The 18,885-nt window shown below is 37.0% G+C and carries 15 protein-coding genes; 10 read left to right on the top strand and 5 right to left on the bottom strand.

Annotated elements, in window-relative coordinates; all coding sequences use genetic code 11:
• Nucleotides 1-141 precede the first annotated feature (141 nt).
• The 8 genes from B0E34_RS01050 to B0E34_RS01015 all read left to right on the top strand — a co-directional run bounded on the left by B0E34_RS01050 (nt 142) and on the right by B0E34_RS01015 (nt 12,066).
• Complete coding sequence (locus B0E34_RS01050) at nt 142-654, top strand: hypothetical protein (protein WP_087706006.1); 513 nt, start codon at nt 142-144, stop codon at nt 652-654.
• 140 nt (nt 655-794) lie between these two features.
• A complete protein-coding gene (gene abc-f, locus B0E34_RS01045) occupies nt 795-2,726 on the top strand; it encodes a ribosomal protection-like ABC-F family protein (RefSeq protein WP_087706005.1) in 1,932 nt (643 codons plus the stop codon).
• Between the two features lie 157 nt (nt 2,727-2,883).
• Nucleotides 2,884-3,240 carry a hypothetical protein gene (locus B0E34_RS01040; protein WP_087706003.1) on the top strand — a complete coding sequence of 119 codons (357 nt, stop codon included), beginning with the start codon at nt 2,884-2,886 and terminating at the stop codon, nt 3,238-3,240.
• A gap of 299 nt (nt 3,241-3,539) precedes the next feature.
• Nucleotides 3,540-5,924 (top strand): TonB-dependent receptor, encoded by a 2,385-nt coding sequence (locus tag B0E34_RS01035; protein ID WP_087706001.1) that lies wholly within the window; start codon nt 3,540-3,542, stop codon nt 5,922-5,924.
• 50 nt (nt 5,925-5,974) lie between these two features.
• Nucleotides 5,975-6,562 carry a hypothetical protein gene (locus B0E34_RS01030; RefSeq protein ID WP_087705999.1) on the top strand — a complete coding sequence of 196 codons (588 nt, stop codon included), beginning with the start codon at nt 5,975-5,977 and terminating at the stop codon, nt 6,560-6,562.
• Between the two features lie 155 nt (nt 6,563-6,717).
• The gene (locus tag B0E34_RS01025; protein ID WP_087705997.1) at nt 6,718-8,052 is read left to right on the top strand and encodes a trigger factor; all 1,335 of its coding nucleotides are present in this window, start codon (nt 6,718-6,720) and stop codon (nt 8,050-8,052) included.
• Between the two features lie 114 nt (nt 8,053-8,166).
• Nucleotides 8,167-8,862, top strand: a complete 696-nt coding sequence (locus tag B0E34_RS01020; protein ID WP_087705995.1) for a hypothetical protein — start codon at nt 8,167-8,169, stop codon at nt 8,860-8,862.
• 342 nt (nt 8,863-9,204) lie between these two features.
• Complete coding sequence (locus tag B0E34_RS01015; protein ID WP_087705993.1) at nt 9,205-12,066, top strand: M16 family metallopeptidase; 2,862 nt, start codon at nt 9,205-9,207, stop codon at nt 12,064-12,066.
• A gap of 181 nt (nt 12,067-12,247) precedes the next feature.
• Here the strand turns inward: B0E34_RS01015 and B0E34_RS01010 are convergent, their stop codons facing one another.
• Both B0E34_RS01010 and B0E34_RS01005 read right to left on the bottom strand, forming a co-directional pair.
• A complete protein-coding gene (locus tag B0E34_RS01010; protein ID WP_087705991.1) occupies nt 12,248-12,832 on the bottom strand; it encodes a DUF3109 family protein in 585 nt (194 codons plus the stop codon).
• Nucleotides 12,833-12,837: 5 nt separating this feature from the next.
• On the bottom strand, nt 12,838-13,743 hold the full coding sequence (locus B0E34_RS01005; protein ID WP_087705989.1) for a DUF6427 family protein: 906 nt from the start codon (nt 13,741-13,743) through the stop codon (nt 12,838-12,840).
• Nucleotides 13,744-13,785: 42 nt separating this feature from the next.
• Here B0E34_RS01005 and B0E34_RS01000 point away from each other — a divergent pair, with 42 nt between their 5' ends.
• Nucleotides 13,786-14,019, top strand: a complete 234-nt coding sequence (locus tag B0E34_RS01000) for a DUF6341 family protein (protein WP_087705988.1) — start codon at nt 13,786-13,788, stop codon at nt 14,017-14,019.
• A 78-nt stretch (nt 14,020-14,097) separates the two neighbouring features.
• On the opposite strand, the gene B0E34_RS00995 is transcribed toward B0E34_RS01000, so the two are convergent.
• The 3 genes from B0E34_RS00995 to B0E34_RS00985 form a co-directional block, all read right to left on the bottom strand.
• A complete protein-coding gene (locus B0E34_RS00995) occupies nt 14,098-14,535 on the bottom strand; it encodes a universal stress protein (RefSeq protein ID WP_087705986.1) in 438 nt (145 codons plus the stop codon).
• A gap of 59 nt (nt 14,536-14,594) precedes the next feature.
• Nucleotides 14,595-15,200, bottom strand: a complete 606-nt coding sequence (locus B0E34_RS00990) for a fumarylacetoacetate hydrolase family protein (protein ID WP_087705984.1) — start codon at nt 15,198-15,200, stop codon at nt 14,595-14,597.
• A gap of 702 nt (nt 15,201-15,902) precedes the next feature.
• Nucleotides 15,903-16,166, bottom strand: coding sequence for a putative signal transducing protein (locus tag B0E34_RS00985; protein WP_228422988.1), 264 nt, complete (start codon nt 16,164-16,166; stop codon nt 15,903-15,905).
• Nucleotides 16,167-16,985: 819 nt separating this feature from the next.
• Here B0E34_RS00985 and B0E34_RS00975 point away from each other — a divergent pair.
• On the top strand, nt 16,986-18,644 hold the full coding sequence (locus B0E34_RS00975) for a T9SS type A sorting domain-containing protein (RefSeq protein WP_087705980.1): 1,659 nt from the start codon (nt 16,986-16,988) through the stop codon (nt 18,642-18,644).
• Nucleotides 18,645-18,885 lie beyond the last annotated feature (241 nt).

Below are 18,885 nucleotides of genomic sequence, written 5' to 3'. Positions count from 1 at the left end.
AATTTGGTTATTTATACTGTAGTTTTTTCTTCTTATTCTTTGTTACTTTGGGTTGTTCTTACAGGAAGCTTCAATAGGAATGAAATTCACTTATAGTTAAACCTAAAGTCATTTACAAAGACTAAAAAACAGAACATAATCATGGAATACAGAGATAACGAAGTCTATTTCGATACGGCTTCCAATAATTTGGTAAAAGGATCTTTTACCGTAAACGAGTTTTCAATTACTGAAGGACAGGATCCTAAAGGACATATTTATGTAGGATTTACAGCAAGCTGCGGAAGCGATGGAAAGTTTATTTTTTCTATCGGAAGAAAAGGATCTTCAGCAGTAGCCAAATGGTTTTCTGCAAGAGTTCCCGCAAACAGAACAACTTTTAACCACGATCCGGGAGAACTTAATTTTGCTATGATCGGAACCCTGGTTCTCGAATTCAAAGGCGGAAAAACCTGTACCTTCTACAATGTTGCTTTGGCACAGGGACATAGCGGACTAAGCAATAACTGGTGGTTTGGAGGCAAACAGGGAATGTACAATGGAAGCGATACCGCGATCTATGGAGCGATAAGCAATAATATTGTAGAGTTGGCATCTTTCCTGAGAGGAGGAAACGCAGCAGATCATATCAAAGTTACTCCGAAAACATTTTAAAAAAAACAACTTAATATTAAATTTTACATCAGAAAACCACTCTTTTAAGGGTGGTTTTCTGCATATAATGCAGCATTCATTTCTTTTCCGTATTTTTGCACCCGAAAATTCATTATTCACTATTAATCATTATTTAACACATGCTTTCGGTTCAAGGTTTAGGATTACATCATTCAGGAACATATCTGTTTCAAAACGTGAATTTCACGATTAAAAAGGATGATAAAATTGGTTTGGTCGGTAAAAATGGAGCGGGGAAATCCACTTTATTGAAAATGCTTTCCGGAGAAATTAATTTCTACGAAGGAAACGTGGTTCCGGAAGGAAACATCACCATTGGTTTCTTAAAACAGGATCTCGATTTCGTAAAAGGAAGAACAGTATGGGCAGAAACCATGCAGGCTTTCGAACAGATCAACGCATGGAAAAATGAGCTTGAAGAGGTGAATCATCAGATGGCGACAAGAACCGACTATGAAAGCGATTCTTATACGGATCTGATTAATAAGATGACGGAGCTGAATGATCTTTTAATGAACCACGACGCTTACAATCTCGAAGGCGATATGGAAAAAGTATTGTTTGGTCTTGGTTTCAAAGCGGATGATTTCCAGAAAATTACCGATGAATTTTCCGGAGGCTGGAGAATGAGAATCGAGCTGGCAAAACTGTTGCTGCAAAAGAACGACATCATGCTTCTCGATGAGCCTACGAACCACCTGGATATGGAATCCATCATGTGGCTGGAAAACTTTTTGAAAGATTATCCCGGAGCAATTGTTCTGGTAAGCCACGATAAGCAGTTCATGACTGCGGTTTGTAACCGTACTTTCGATATCAACAACAAAAAAGTTGACGATTATAAAGCGAATTATTCCAAATATCTTGTGATGCGCGAAGACCGCCGCGAAAAACTGATTCAGGCTAAAAAGAATCAGGATGCGGAGATCAAGCAGATGGAAGATAACATCAATAAGTTCCGTGCAAGTGCTACAAAAGCATCTTTCGCACAGTCTTTGATTAAAAAATTAGACAAAATCGAACGTATTGAAGTAGATAATGAAGACGTTTCTAAATTCAATATACGTTTCGTACAGTCGCAGGTTCCGGGAAAAATTATCTTCGAAGCTGAAAATCTTGGAAAAGCTTACGGCGAAAAACAGATTTTTGATGATGTGGATTTTATCGTTCAGCGAGGAGACAGAATTGCGCTTCTTGGACAAAACGGACAGGGAAAAACAACGTTGGCGAAAATTCTTGCAGGAGATATCAAAGATTACTCAGGGACATGGAATCTTGGACATAATGTAAACATCGGGTATTTTGCTCAGAATCAGGAGGAAGTTTTAACCCCGAATAAAACCGTTCAGGAAGAAGCGGAAGACGCGGCAACCGAAGAAACAAGACCAAGAGTCCGTGATTTGTTAGGATCTTTCCTTTTTCAGGGTGAAGCGGTGAATAAAAAAACGAAAGTACTTTCCGGAGGGGAAAGAAACCGTTTGGCGCTTTGTAAATTGTTGCTTCGTCCTTTCAACACGCTGATTATGGACGAACCTACGAACCACTTGGATATCCAGTCTAAGGAAATCATCAAGCTGGCTCTTCAGAAATTTGAAGGAACGTTAATTGTGATTTCGCACGACAGGGAATTCTTGCAGGGACTTTGTGATAAGATCTACGAATTCCGTGATGGTAAAATGAAAGAATTCTTAGGAGACATCAACGAATATCTTGAATTCAGACAGAAAGAATCAATTCGAGAAATTTCTGCTGAAAAAGCAAAACTGCACGGAGAAGATACCAAGGTTGAGATAAAGGCAAAAAAAGAGGAAAAGCCTGCAACAGAAACTCAACAATCAACCATTGTAAGCAAAGAGCAGAAAAATATTCAGAATAAACTGAAAAAAGTAGAAGAAAAAATTACTGAGCTGGAAACAAAAGTTGAGGAATTTGAAGCTTCTTTCACCAAAGAAAATCCTTCTGAAGAAACACTGGAAAAATACAACAATACCAAAGAAGAACTGGATCTTGCTTTGCAGGAGTGGGAATATTTGGGGACACAGTTGGATTAATTTCTAAGAAATACATAAAATAAACCTTATAGGTTTTTAGAACCTATAAGGTTTGACTACAGTTTGTAACAAAATCTCATTTCTACTTACTTATCTATCAAAATATTTTAAGAAAACTTTAATCTCAATTTTTAAATTATTTTTATAATTTTGACGAATGATCTTTAAAGAAAACAGAAATCTAAAGAATTTTATTTCCAAATTATTGTTTGGGATCTATTTTCTTGCGCTGTTTTCCCAGAATTTCCACAGTCACAGTTCCGAAGATGTTTTTAAAAACTTCAGCTTCAAAAAATCGGACAATACAGTTACTAAAAATATAGCGAAGGAAAAATCAGCAGACTGTCTTGCCTGTCATTTCTTAGCTACCGGAAATACTTTAGTTCCTGAAGAATTCAGTTTTTCTTTTGCGCATTACACGCACGAAGTTAAAAGGATTATTACCGTTCAGGAAAAAATATGGTCTCAGACCAAATTTACCTTTCAGCTTCGCGGTCCGCCCGCAATTTCATAATTCATAGATTCTTTTCGGATTTTTGCTAAATAATTTTTAGATACATAATGTATTTAATTAAACTAATCTAATTTTTTTTTAACCATTAAGATGAATTTAGGAAGTAAGTTTTATTAAGAAAATCATATAGATTTTTTGTATCCCTTAAAAGAAAGGTTAAACTTAATTGCTATAAAATTTTTAAAACAAATCTTAACGGTTCAAAATAGAACATCGAGATTCGTTGTCTGAAGCTAAAAATCCAATTCAAATTTTAACGAAAAAGTACCCTGAAAAGTACACAATCAATCTATTTAACAATGAAATTGATCTATAGTTTTATGCTGATCCTTTGCGGATTTGCATTGACAAACGCACAGCAGACTTACACGGTAGAAGGAACAGTTCAGGATTTTCATGATAAAACGATGCTGGAAAATGCATCCGTGAAAATTGGAGATTTTTCTGCAAAAACCGACAAAAACGGTAAGTTTTCAATCAATAAAATTCCTGCGGGAAAATATATGCTCATTGCTAAACATCCTGATTGTAATGATTATACTGAAAATGTAGGAGTTACACAGGATTTGCATTTAACAATTACGCTTGAACATCATATTCAGGATATCGAGACGGTTACCATACACGGAAACCATAAAAACAACGGATCTCTTGTTATTAAAACACTTGATAAAGCCGAAATCGAAAAATATTCTTCTGAAAATCTGGGAAATTTATTGACGAAGATTTCGGGAGTCAGTGCTTTGAAAACAGGAAATAATATCTCAAAACCTATTATTCACGGGCTTTACGGAAGCAGAATCTCTATCTTAAACAATGGAGTGAGACTTGCCGAGCAGGAGTGGGGAGTAGAACATGCTCCGAATGTGGATATTAATAATTTCCAGCATATCGACGTTATCAAAGGAGCTTCAGCATTGAAGTACGGAAGTGATGCGATTGGCGGAGTCGTGGTGATGGAACCTGAAATTTTCCCTAAAAAGGATACTTTAAAAGGTTCAGTCGGTCTTACCGGAATATCAAACGGAAGAGGAATGGCTCTGGATGCGGATGTCGCGAAAATCTGGAAAAACGGATGGGCGGTAAAAACCGGAGGAAGCATCAAAAAACTTGGAGATCAGAACGCTCCGGATTATAACCTGATGAATACTGGAATGGATTTTTCTTCCTTTAATTTTACCGTTCAGAATAATACGTATGAAAGAGGAATTTCTTTCGATTATTATTTAACGAACCAGAATATCGGGATCTACAGAGGTTCTCATGTGGGAAACAATGAAGATTTTTACAACGCAACTACCACGAAAATTCCGATTTATACAGGAACTTTCAGTTATGATATTGATAATCCGAGACAGGTGATCGAGCATCATATCGCCAAAGTTTCGGCTTTCAAAAGATTTGAAAATATCGGAAAAGTTTCTGCAACGTACAGTTATCAATACAACCACAGACAGGAATATGACATCAGAAGAGGAGAGCTGAAAGATACGCCTTCTCTGGATCTGGAACTGATGACGCATCAGTTTAATCTTAATGATTTGCTGGAAAGAGGGAAGTTTTCTCTGGAAACAGGAATTGATGCGAGTTTTCAGAACAATTATTCGGATCCGGCGACAAAAGCGAGACGTCTGATTCCAAACTATGATAAATATGCGGCAGGTTTTTATTCCATTTTTAAATATAAAATCTCCGGCAATTTCAATGTGGAGGCAGGAGCGCGATACGATTTTACGCGTTATGATGTTACCAAATGGTACGATAAAAGCGATTGGGAGAAGAGATATGCAGATTCTTATCCTCAGTTTTATGTAAAAACAGACCAGAACAGGATTCTTACGCGTCCTCAACTGAATTATAACAATGTATCTTTCAATGCAGGTCTTGAATATCGCCCGAATTCATCTTTTGATCTGAAATTCAATTATGCAAAAGTGGGCAGAACACCGAATATTGCTGAATTGTTTTCAGACGGACTGCACCATTCTGCTTCTGTGATCGAAATCGGAGATATGGGACTAAAGAATGAACAGGGACATCAGTTTAATCTTACTGTGGATTCAAAATTCAATGTTTTAAAAGGATTGAATGTTTCTGTGAATCCGTACTTTTTTATCACCAAGAATTTCATCAACGAAGTTCCTACAGGAGTTCAGAATACGATCAGAGGAGTATTTCCGGTGTGGTCTTATCAGCAGATTGATGCCAAAATGTATGGGGTAGATCTGGATGTTAATCTTAAACTTACGGATCATCTTACTTATGTAGGAAAGGGAAGTTATGTTTACGGACAGGACGACACAAACAATGTTCCGTTGATTTTAATGATGCCTCCTAATTTTTCCAATGCATTACAGTTTAAAAAGGAAAACTGGAAGCAGTTTTATTTTACGGTAGAAAACCAGACTTTTCTTAAGCAGAACAGATTTCCGGTGTACAATGCGACCATACCAATATATATAGACGGAGATGAAGTGGAAAAAACGGTGGATCTGAGTACTCCGCCAAACGGTTATTCTCTCTGGAATATCCAGACAGGAATCAACATCAGCAAAAATCTTTCTGCGGGACTTATCGTGAACAATCTTTTCAATTTTACGTACAGAGATTATCTGAACAGGATGCGGTTTTTCTCGGATGAGGCAGGAAGAAACTTTATTCTCAACTTTAGATACAGATTCTAAAGATTTTTAAAACCATCAGACAAAATATACAACTTTAAAATTTTAAAAAAATGAAATTATTCAATACTAAAAATATCATCAAATTATTAGCAGTTTTATTCATCGCCATCACCGTAGTTTCTTGTCAGAGAGACGGATCTGCGGCAGAAGACGATCTTCCGCAGGAAGACCTTACCAACATTATTTTGAATGTGAAAGATGTTGCGGCGGGAACTACCCAAACGTATAATTATAGTATGGGAGCGGGAGGAGCTCAGGCGATTAAATTAACCGACGGAAAAACTTATCAGGTAACTGCACAGTTTAAAAACGGAAACGAAGATGCCACACAGGAAATTAAGGATGCAAAAGACGAGCATTTTTTAATATTTAATTTCCCGAATTCCGATATTACCTTAACGCGTACAGACGATGCTTCTTCTACAAGAGCAGACGGAAAACGTGTAGGATTAAAAACAGAATGGGTAGTAAACAAAGCCGTTAAAAACCCTTCTGCTACAAGCCAGCTTATCTTTACTTTATACCATGAACCGGCAAGTATAACGGAGGATTCCCAGACAACCACAAACGGAGTAATCTACGGAACGCAGGTAGGAGGAGAAACAGATGCGCAGGCAAACTATACCATTACGAATTAAAATAACCTTTTAATATCTTTAATCTTGTTAGCAAAAACCACCGTAATTTTTCCGGTGGTTTTTCTATTTAATAAGATTTGGCGTTTTAAGTTCATTTTAATTGATATTTTTTCATAAAAATTTTATATTTTTGCAACCTAAAATTTTAATCAATAATGAAGGTTACTGCAAAAAACCATGATGATGTAAGTGCATTGCTTACAGTGACATTGGAAAAATCTGACTATAAAGAAAAAGTTGATAAGCAATTGATTAATTATGCTAAAAATGCGCAAGTTCCTGGTTTCAGAAAAGGAAAAGTGCCTTTGAGTATGGTTAGAAAACAATATGAAGCAGGTATTGCTTTTGAAGAAATCAACAAGCAGGTTTCTGATGCTTTAAACAACTACGTAAACGAAAACAAACTAAGATTAGTTGGTCAGCCGGTTCCACAGCCAGTAAACGAATTCGATTACAATGCGGATCAGCTTGAAGTTGCTTTTGAAGTAGGATTTGAGCCTGAATTCACTATTGACCTGGCTAAATATGAAGCTCCACACTACAAAGTAGAGGCTTCTGAAAAAGAAATCAACAAGAGTATTGAGAACATGCAGAAGCGTTTTGCAGAGCAGGCTCCTCAAGAAAAAATCAATAAAGATTCTTACATCGCTTTAGAAATTTCTCAGGTTGTGGAAGAAGATGCAGAAGGAGAGCATCACCACCATCCAAAGAACATTACCATTACTGCTGAAAACAAAGAAGCTTTCAAACTGGTAAAATCTTTGAAAATGGACGGCTCTGTAAAAGTTTCTAAAGAAACTCTTGCTTCTGATGAAGAATTGGCTAAAGAATTAGGATTCTCTAAAGAAGAAGTTGAGCATTTACACCACAACGAAGTGGAAGTAAAAGTAAAAGATTTCTACGGTCTTAACTTGGCTGAACTTAATCAGGAATTATTCGATAAAGTGTACGGAGAAGGAAACATTAAGTCTGAAGAAGAACTTAAGGAAAAAGTAAAATCTGAATTAGACGAGTACTTCCAGCAAAATGCTGATGTTCACTTTGTGAATAAAGTATTGGAGCAGGTTTCAGAAAAAGAAGAAGTAAAGCTTCCTGAAACGTTCCTTGTAAAATGGTTAATGTTCTCTAACCAAAACATCCAGTCTGAAGAACAGGCAAAAGAAATTCTTGAATCTGAGAAAAACCAGTTGAAATATCAGATCATCGAAGGTAAATTAATGACGGATAACGACATTAAATTAGACTATGCTGATGTTTTAGGACAGGCTGAACAATTGGTAAGAAATCAATTGGCTATCTACGGAATCCACCATTTAGGAGACGAAGAGATCCAAAAATATGCTGTTGAAATGTTGAAAGACCAGGAGCAGGTAAGACAGATTTCTTCTGAAGTTGCAATGACGAAGCTGAAAGATGTAATCCTTGAAAAAGCAACGAAAAAAGAAACTGCAATTTCTCACGACGAGTTTTTGGAAGAGCTTAAAAAGTAATTTATTTTACTATAAATATTTGAAAACCACTGTTTTTGCAGTGGTTTTTTTATTGAGTAAACATCTGCATTTATTTGTTTAATATTCCTATATTTACGACACTAAACTTTATTTATGAAAAAGATCATCATTCCGTTTTTTTGCGTTGTGCTTTTTTCCACTTCGGTAGCAGCACAAAAAACTACTGCTGCTCCCGCTAAAACGGAAGCGGTAAAATCTAAACTTACTCCAAAAGAAGTTATCGATAAATATCTTACGGCACTTGGAGGAAAAGATAAACTTGAAGCGGTGAAATCCATTGTGATGGAAAATACAATTTCGGGGGCTGCGCTTCCGGGAGAAATCACGATGACGACCAAAAAAATGGGCAATAAATTCAAATCTGAACAGTTTTTTATGGGACAGAAAGCTGCTTCTCAGTATTTCGACGGCGAAAAAGGGTATATGGAGCAGATGGGCAACAAAAGCGAAATTCCGGCAGATAAACTGGGAGATTTAAAGAATGGAAAAATTATTGATGCGCTAGGATACGATTATACCAAATTCAAAGATGTTACCACAGAAAAAATCGACGGAAAAGATTATAATGTGTTAACTTCCGACAAAGGAAAATTTTATTTTGATGCTTCTACAGGTCTCTTGTATAAAGCAGATGCAAAAGAAGGAACAGCGTTTACAAAAGATTATTTAACGGTAGACGGAATTAAATTCCCTTCCTTAATTGAAGCGCAGGGTGGCGGACAGACCATGACTATTAAAACGACAAAAGTAACGATCAATTCAGGAGTTACGGATGCGGATTTTAAATAAAAAATTCGCTATTTAACATAATAAGGCCGGGCAATGCTCGGCTTTTTTGATGATACCACATTTTTAACTAAAGTTTAACTAAAAAAGAATATTCTTTAACAGTTGAATTTTTAATTTTGCCACATTATAACACAAAAACATACTGATGAGAAAAGATTACATTACTTTGGCTTGGGATTTTCCCTTTTAAAGCCGTTTTCTATCTTCTGAAATTCAATTTTTTTAGCTTAAAATTTTAACGATAATTAACTCGAATTTAACTTTAAATAATAATTTGAACATTTCCTCGTTAAGTGAATAAATCATATTTTTGAACCATAAAAATTAATAATCGAAACAACTATGAAAAAAATGTTTTCGTCGCTTGCAGTTGTCTTTCTGATGTCTGCCAATGCATTTGCACAGAATATTCCTATGGATCCTTCTGTAAAGACCGGTACACTTCCAAACGGGATGAAGTACTACATCAGAAAAAATACATTACCAGAAAAAAAAGTAGATTTCAGACTGGCAATTAATGCAGGATCTATCCTTGAGGATGAAAACCAGAGAGGTCTGGCTCACTTCATGGAGCATATGAACTTCAACGGAACAAAAAACTTTCCGGATAATAAACTTGTCGATTTTCTACAGTCAATCGGAGTAAAATTCGGACAGCACTTAAACGCTTACACCAGCTTTGACGAAACGGTTTATATGCTTCCTGTTCCTTTAGACAAGCCGGGAAATCTGGATGCAGGTCTTAAAGTGATGGAAGACTGGGCATTCAACGCTACCCTTTCTGATGAGCAGATCAATAAAGAGAGAGGAGTTGTTCTCGAAGAATTAAGACTTGGTTTGGGAGCAGACAAAAGAATGTCGGATAAATACCTTCCGAAATTACTGTATAACTCTCAGTACGCCAACAGACTTCCGATAGGGAAAAAAGACGTTTTGGAAAACTTCAAGCCGGATGTTATCAGACAGTTTCATAAAGACTGGTACAGACCGGATCTGATGGCAATTGTAGTGGTGGGAGACATTAATGTGGACGAAGTTGAAAAGAAAATTAAAGATAATTTCAGCAAATATAAAAATCCTTCAAAACCTAGAGATAGAAAGAATTTCGATCTTCCGAACCATAAGGAAACTTTGGTGGCTATCGAAACAGATCCGGATGCTACAAGATCTATGGTTCAGTTCATCATGAAAGATTCTGAATCTTACCAGCCCGATGTTACAGTAGAACAGTACAACCAGAGTCTTGTAGAACAGCTTGCTTCCACCATGTTGAATAACAGACTTGGAGAATTGGTAAATTCCAACAATCCTCCTTTCACATACGGTTACGTTTATCACGGCGGAACCTATGCGAGAAGCAAGGAAGCTTTTCAGGGAATGGCAATGGTGAAAGACGGAAACCAGCTTAATGCTTTAAAAGTTCTTCTGGAAGAAACGGAAAGAGCTAAAAGATTCGGGTTTACACAAACAGAGTTAGACAGGGCAAAATCTCAGGTAATGTCTAATATTGAAAGAACGTACAACAACAGAGATAAAACGGAAAGTGATATCCTTGTAGACGAATATGTAAGAAACTTCCTGGAGCAGGAACCAATGCCGGGAATTGCATGGGAATATGAAGACACCAAAAAATTCTTACCTTCTGTAACGCTGGCTCAGACCAATGAAGTGATTAAAAAACTGGTAAAAGACGACAGCAGGGTAGTGGTAATTACCGGTCCTAAAAAAGACAATGTTCAGATGCCGACGGAAGCGATGGTGCTGAATACTTTTGAAGGAGTGAAAATGGCAGATCTTAAGCCTTATGAAGAAAAAGCTACGATTAAAAATTTAGTGAAACCGTTTAAATCTGAAGGTACGATTGCTAAAACGGAAACCGATGTCAAATTAGGAACCACAACATGGACGCTGAGCAATGGCGCAAAAGTTACTTTCAAGAAAACAGACTTTAAAGACGATGAAATTGTTTTTGCAGCGAGAAGTTTAGGAGGAAGTTCTGTAATTAACGATGCCGATTTTATTAAAACCCAGTTTGCTTTTCCTGCGCTTTCTGAAGCCGGAGTTAATGGTTTCTCCAAAGCAGACCTTACCAATTATCTTGCAGGAAAGCAGGTTAATGTAAATACTTCAATCGGAAATGTAACGGAAGGAGTTTCCGGAAGAACTACCAGAAAAGATCTTGGAACAGCAATGGAATTAATGTATGCTTATTTTACAGGCTTAAATTACAATCCTGATGCATTTAATGCTTACAAAACAAAACAGTCTGCGATGATGGATAACCTGTTGTCCAATCCTCAGTTTTATTTCTCCAGTGAGCATGCGAAATTCATGAATCAGAAAAACCCGAGATTTGTAGGAATTATCCCGATGGAGAAAGACTGGGCAAATACAGATTATAAAAAAGCGTACGATATTTATAAAGAGAAATTCTCCAATGCCGGAAACTTCCAGTTTTATTTTGTAGGAAATATTGATGAGGCAACATTTAAAAATGAAGTGTTACAGTACATTGCAAGTCTTCCTTCAAGCGGAAAAACGTCTACTTTTAAAGATACAGGATATAGACAGATAACCGGAGATTATTCTAAGGTCTACAAAAAAGGAAAAGATCCTAAAAGTATGGTTACCATTGCGTACAGCGGAGAAGCGCCTTACAACGAAAAAGAAGCACTGGCTTTAGAGGCTCTTGGAGAAGTGGCAACCATTAAGGTGATTGAAAAACTGAGAGAAGATGAAAGCGGAATTTACGGTGGCGGAGCAAGAGGTGGAATGTACAAAGTTCCGTTCAGTAATTACAGTTTTAGCATCAATTTCCCTTGTGGACCGGAAAATGCTGAGAAATTAACGAAAAGTGCGATTGCAGAACTTCAGAAGTTAATAGATAAAGGGCCTGAGCAAAAGGATCTTGATAAATATAAGGAAGGAGAGTACAATGATGATAAAACCAATATGAAAGACAATATGTATTGGATGAATGCGCTTACTAAAAATCAGGTTGATGGAAGCGATAAATATGAAATCCTTAACTATCAGGAAAAAGTAAAAGCTTTAACGGTAAAAGATCTTCACGATGTAGCGAAGAAGTATCTTACAAAAGGCAGAATCGTGGCAACTCTGATGCCGGAAGACGGTTGGGAAAAAGCCAAAAAAGAAGAAGCCAAAGCTGAAACAGCAGTCATAAAAGCCGGAGCAGCAAAATAATTTTCGATATAAAGTTCAATTAAAAACCGTTCTGTAGATTTTACAGAACGGTTTTGCTTTATTACTGTTAAGGCTGAATGCAATTCATTTAAGTTAAAAAAATATTAAACACTAAAAACCTTACAACTCAACACCCTCAAACTCTCAAACCCTAAAAACCCGCTCACTCTCTAACCCAAAATTAAGATCCATACTCCTTCTTCCATTCATCCGCTACTTCGCTCAGAACGTCATAAAATTCTTCACCGTATTTTCGGATCAAAGGCGTTTTCAGGAATTTATACACAGGAACCTGCAATTCTTTTCCTAAAGTACAGGCATCGCTGCAAATCTTCCAGACATCATAGTTTAGTGCTTTGAAGGTAGAATATTCTTTAATACGGATCGGATAAAGATGACACGAGATCGGTTTCTGCCAGTCTACTGCGCCGTCTTCATATGCCTTTTCAATACCGCATTTCGTAATTCCTTTTTCATCAAAAGTTACGTATGCACATTCGCGGTTTTCCACCATTGGCGTTACATACATTCCGTCCATCGGATCTGTCGTCCAGGTTCCTGTTTTTTCGATGGATTTAATACCTTCTTCGGTAAGATAAGGCTTCACTTTCTCAAAAATAGAATCTAAAATTTCCAGTTCGTCCTTATCCAAAGGAGCACCTACATCTCCTTCCACACAACACGCACCTTTACATTTAGAAAGGTTACACACAAACTCTTCAGAAAAAATATCCTCAGAGATCAATTTATCGTCTATCTGAATCATAATCTTTAAAATAAGTTAAAATAAGTTCCGGCTTTAAAACCGATTAAACTGAAAATAAGCAGCCACAAACCGACTTCCTGCATCCAGTATTTCGGCAGAAACCTAAGCATTCTGCTGATAATAATAGTGGAAGGAAAGGCAAGAAGAAGTAAATATTCGTAGTTTTTATTCATGTAAAGAATAATCGTAATAAGCTGAGCCATCGAAAAAACAAGCAGAAAAGTATATTTATAGCGGCTTATCGGGCTTTTTTTGTTATAATTTCTGAAATGATCGTACACAGCGTAGATCAGCATGCCAATTACAGGGATCAAAGGCAGAAGCTCTGTGTAATCAGTCACAGGTTTCATCTTTCCGAAAGGAAAATAATCGATATTCCAGCTTTTAAAATCAATAAAAAACATTACCGAAAAATAACTGAAAACAATTAAAATAATTCCCAGTAAAAACCTGAAAATATTCAGACTTATTCTTTCGGAAGTAGCAATTACGTGAATAATCACAAAAACCGCCATTGGCCATGTTGTCGGAAGAAAAATAAAATTCAGCGCAACAATGGAGCCTACCAGAACATAAGATTTTTTTCGGATGTCCTCATTGGTACTTGTCAAAAGCAGCAAAAGAAAAGAATTGGTAAGCAGTGCGACAGCAATTCCGATGTCTAAATTTCCGGGATACAACCCGAAAACAAAAAATGTATATAAGAATAATGGGAGATGCGTCTGATAATTGAGTGCAATACTGTGAAAACAGAAATATCCCAAAGCAATTCCCAGAAAAGTAATCCCGGCAATAATCCCCTCATAAGTGTTGAAATTCAATAAATTAAAAGTTATTACTATTAAAAGAAGAAAACCAATATAAACAGGAATTGAAAAAATATTGCTTTCTTTTGAAAGTAATTTAAACATTTTTTATAAATTTGTACAAAGTTAATTTAAAAAAGGAAAATAATGACGTCTTTCTTTCTATTCTTAAGCAAAGTTTTCAAATGGTCTTTCGGTTTCTTTGATGCTTTCGGTAATGTTTTGAACTGGATTCTGTTTATCGTTTGTTGCGTACTGTTCACTTACTGGTGCTACGTTTTGGTAGTTACTCTTGGAGGTGATAAAGATAAAGACTACTATTCTCCAACGGAAGGTAAGAACCCTTACTACGATCCGAAAATCTACAAAAATGAAGGTTAATTAATTGGTTATATAGTAAAAAGCCGATCAAATTTTTATTTGGTCGGCTTTTTTATTAACGATTAAAATTTTCACTTTTTAGTCATGTATCGGAAGAACCAGAACAGGAACTTTAGAATCCTTCGTGATCCCTTTTGTTAAACTTCCTACAAAAACATCATAAATCCCGCTTCTTCCGTGAGATCCCATCACGATGAAATCGGCTTTTTTATCTTCTGCGTGTTCCAGAATAATATCTTTTGCAATTCCCTGTTTCAGAATATGTTCGCATTCTACCTCATGCGCCAGAATTCTCTGCTGAATTTTGTTCAGCTGAACAAGTTCTTCCCGGATCTCGTTTTCCTCTACTTCCGGAAAATACTGAAATCCCATATCTCCGATCGCAAAGCCGATATCCGAAGGCGCCACATGAATTAAATAAATCCTGCCGTTTATCTGCTTAGCGAATTTTACAGCTCCTTCCAGAAGCTGCTCTGTCTTGTCCCCAAAATCTACGGGTAATACAATATTTACCATAACCTTTAATTTTGTTTACTAAAGATAGGAAAATTATGCCAGAAATTATGTTAAATTACTTATAATATTCGGATGTCAAGAACTTTTTCTTCTTCCAGGTAAGCTTCCAGAATATCATTTTCTTCCACTTTTCCTACGCCTTTCGGGGTTCCTGTAAAGATAAGATCTCCCACTCTCAATGTAAAATACTGCGACACAAAAGCAATAATGTCATCAATGGTGAACATCATGTCCTTCGTATTTCCGTCCTGTACCTTTTCCTTGTTCTTCAGTAAAGAAAAATTCAGGGAATCCAGATTAAAATTATCTTTTTTAAAGAAATTTCCCACTACTGCAGAACCGTCAAAACCTTTCGCCAGTTCCCAGGGCAATCCTTTGGATTTTAATTCACTCTGAAGATCTCTTGCGGTAAAATCAATTCCCAGTCCGATTTCCTCATAATGTTTGTGTGCCGTTTCTTTCTGAATGTACTTTCCACCTTTCGAAATTTTCACAACAACTTCCAGTTCGTAATGCACATCATCTGAAAACTCAGGAATGTAAAAATCATTTCCTTTTAAAACCGCTGTATCCGGTTTCATAAAAATGACGGGTCTTTCCGGGATTTCGTTGCCCAGTTCTTTTGCGTGTTCGCTGTAATTTCTTCCTATACAGATTATTTTCATACTCTTCTATTTTGTCTTTGAGAGAATTGAATGCGAAGAAGCAATCTCAGTCTCACATTATTTAATAAATTTTTATTTTCAACGATCGTAAACTTCCATCCTCCATCTTCCTTTCTATTTTTTAGGAGCTTTTTCCCGCTTTCCGCTGTATCTTTTGTTCCGCTTCGCTTCACAAAAGGATGCCGCTGCAATCGGGGCTATGAGAAGTGAAACGGTTAATTTCTAAGAGTTAATCATGAATTTTCCAATGTATAATAATTATTTCAAAAAAAAAATTCATACCTCTTCGATTATAACGCATCACTTATCAGTCATCATTCATCACTTATCAATCATCTCTTATCAATCATAATTAAAACACCACCCCGTCAAAAATTCATTCGAATTTTTGGCACCCCTCCAGAGGAGGGGAATTGTTTTTTCAATATACTTTTTGTTATATAAATTAGGAATACAAATATACAGCTCATTTGCTGAGTAGAACGCCCTTGCGAACGGAAAATTTCCACAATACTTTCAAAAAGACATTGCGACCATTGTGTTAAAAAAATCAATTTCTAAAAGCATTAATGCGTAAACTCATTCCCGCAATAATAACAGACAAATTTATGGCTCGTTAAAATCGAAATTCCGAAAAAACTGGTTGCACTGTCGTCCCTGTAAATATGGTTAGAACCACATTTCGGACAAACGAAATCAAATTCAGGATCTGCAATGGTGTGTTCCACTTCCAGAGAAAATTCTTCGTTTTTCTTTGTAATCTTTCAATGCCTGATTGGCTTTTTCAAGATCCTCTTCAAAAACCTGAAGCTGAATTCCGCCAACTGCCTGAGAAAGCAGCCAATCCGACTGAATCAACTGTTCATTGGCGATAAAGCTATTGATGCCGCTTTCAGCCAGAATCTGTTTATCCCGGTTCGCCTGAAGCGCCGTTTCGTAAAATTTGAATTTAACAAGCTCACTCATCGTCTTTTTACTTTTTCCATGTTTTTTTATAAATATAGTTATTTTTATTTTTTTAAGTGAATGGACTTACGCAATGTAATGTAAGCGCAACAGATTCAAATTTATTTTCTTATAAAATTTTAAACAAATCATTGTAAACCAAACCATCCACCGTACGCTGAGCGGAGTCGAAGCTCACATCATTGCCATCCCATTTTAAACAGATCATTATAACACAAATCCGCCATCGGGTGCTGAGCGAAGCCGAAGCGCACATCATCGTAAATAATTATTCCTAAAGTTGTTTAAACCCGCCAAGGACGCAATATTTTTTAACACGCTCTATCTGTTTAAGGCGCAAAGATTTTATCTCCGATAAAATTTTAATGCAGATATTTTTACGCTTCGGCTCCGCTCAGCGTACTTTAGTGCGACTTAATTTTAAACAGATTATTGTAAGTCAAACCATCACCGTGCGCTGAGCGGAGCCGAAGCGCACGTTAAAATACACCCATAAAAAATATTTTTCATCATGATTTCCAACCTTTTTGAAAAAAATTGCATCCTTTAAAATAAAACGACATGTTTTGTCGTTAATGCTTTGTAATTTTGCAGAAAAGTAAAAGGGACGAGATTTTCTTTTTACCGTTCTGAACAAAAATTAATAAAGACAAGGCTGCTAAAAGCGATAAAAAAAGACTAAAAAAACCATGATTAAAACAAATAAATTTCGGACAGATTCTATTCAGAACAATTCTTTAAGAATGCGGGTTTCCTTATTTTTCTAAGCATTCCCTTTCTTAATTTCACCTTTACAATAACGTTAAAATTACACTAAGTATGAAAAAACTCGGCATGAGTATGCTCACTCTGTGCAGTATTCTGGGTGTTTCCGCCCAGGAAGTGGTCTGGCAGAAAGATATCCGGTCTTCTACGCAGGACTTTCTTTCACAGGTCACTACAACCATCGATCAGCAGTATTTAATTACCGGAAGCAGCATCCATTCTGACAACAATCAACCAGCATCTGACAACAAAAAGCAGAACAACGGTTACGATTTCCATTTGGTTAAGCTTAACCAGCAGGGCGAAGAAGTCTGGGAAAAATATTTCTCAGGAAAAAACCATGATTTTCTTTCGGCAACGGTTAACACTCAGGAAGGAGGGTTTCTTCTTGCCGGAACTTCCTACAGCGGAAAAGGACTGGATAAAAAAGAGGATTCTAGAGGCGGCAGCGATTTCTGGCTTATCAGAATCAACGAATTTGGCGATGAATTATGGCAGAAAACGATTGGCAGTACAGCGGACGAAGAAGCAAGGGCGGTGATCCAGACGACGGATATGGGGTTCTTTGTCGCGGGAAATACAACCCTTCCCTTCGGCTCCGCTCAGGGTAAACAAACTCAGGATCCGAAAATGAAGGGGTACGGTTCCAAAGATGTTTTGGTAGTACGACTGGATAAAAACGGGAAAGAACTATCCCAATTGATTTTAGGCGGGAAAGGTCTTGATGAAGTGGAAAAGATGATTCCCACCAAAGACGGTGGAGCTTTGTTAGGGATCTATTCCAGAAGCGCAGCTTTGGCAGGAAGCGGGAAGACGGAGGCCGGAAGTAGTAAAACCATCAACTATCAACCAAAAACAAGCAACAATTTTGGTGAAGGTGATTACTGGATCGTTAAGCTTTCGAAAGATGGAAAAGTAGAATGGGAAAAGAATTTCGGAGGAAAAGGCGACGATCATGTAAGAACACTGGCTCTTACTTCAACCGGCTACCTGATCGGTGGAGAATCCAGATCGGAAAGATCGGGAAATAAATCAGTCGGTATTGAAGAGGGTACCGATTTATGGTTGGTTGCTATTGATTTAAATGGAAATGAGCAGTGGCAAAAATCCTACAATTTCAAGAACCGGGATGTTCTGATGGGAATGAGCGTCATTGCCGGGAAGCAGGAAGATGGAAGCGGGAAGTCTAAAGGGATTCTCTTGGGCGGTTACACACAGGCGGAAGGCAGGATTGAAAATGATGACGAGACTTTCTGGATGCTGTATCTCGACCAGAACGGAAACGAGCAGTGGAGAAAGCACGTGAAGGGAGAATCCCGAAAAAAAGAAGAACGGTTATCTGATATTAAGCTGAACCGTGACGGATCGATTGTACTCGCAGGAACCAGCGCAGAAGAGTTAGGCAAAGAAAACTGGAAGATCGTGAAGCTGGGTGACAGACAGGTTGACCAACTGATCGAAAAACAGGATATCAGGATCTATCCGAACCCGGTAACGGATTATGTGTATGTGGAGCTTGGGTTTGAGGGCTTGAGAGAGGGAGCGTTTGAAGCTGAAATTGCAGTGTATGACATGGGTGGCAGAAAGCTTGAAACGGTAAAAACGAAAAATAAAATCACCAAAATCAACACCCAGCCTTTGATTCAGGGGGCGTATCTGGTGGTGGTGAAAACCAATGACAAAACGTCGAATGCCAAATTGATTAAGAAATAAGTAAAGAGAAGAAAAATATAGTATCTGTTATACCCGATCTCGCGGATTTGTAACCGTGAGTAACAAAAGAACCCACAACAATTAAGACTGTTACTAAAATGTTGGTCATTTTTTAAGAAGCAGTCCACAATAGTATAAATTAAATAAGTTTTGAAATATAAATATGGTTATAAATATTTTGACTATTAGGGAAATTTACCTTTAAGTTATTTTAATAATAAGATAAGCGTAGAAATTGCTT

This window comes from Chryseobacterium mucoviscidosis, assembly GCF_002177115.1.
Taxonomy (GTDB): domain Bacteria; phylum Bacteroidota; class Bacteroidia; order Flavobacteriales; family Weeksellaceae; genus Chryseobacterium; species Chryseobacterium mucoviscidosis.
Note: the sequence above shows the minus strand (reverse complement) of the source record. Positions and strands in the feature narration are given on the sequence as shown.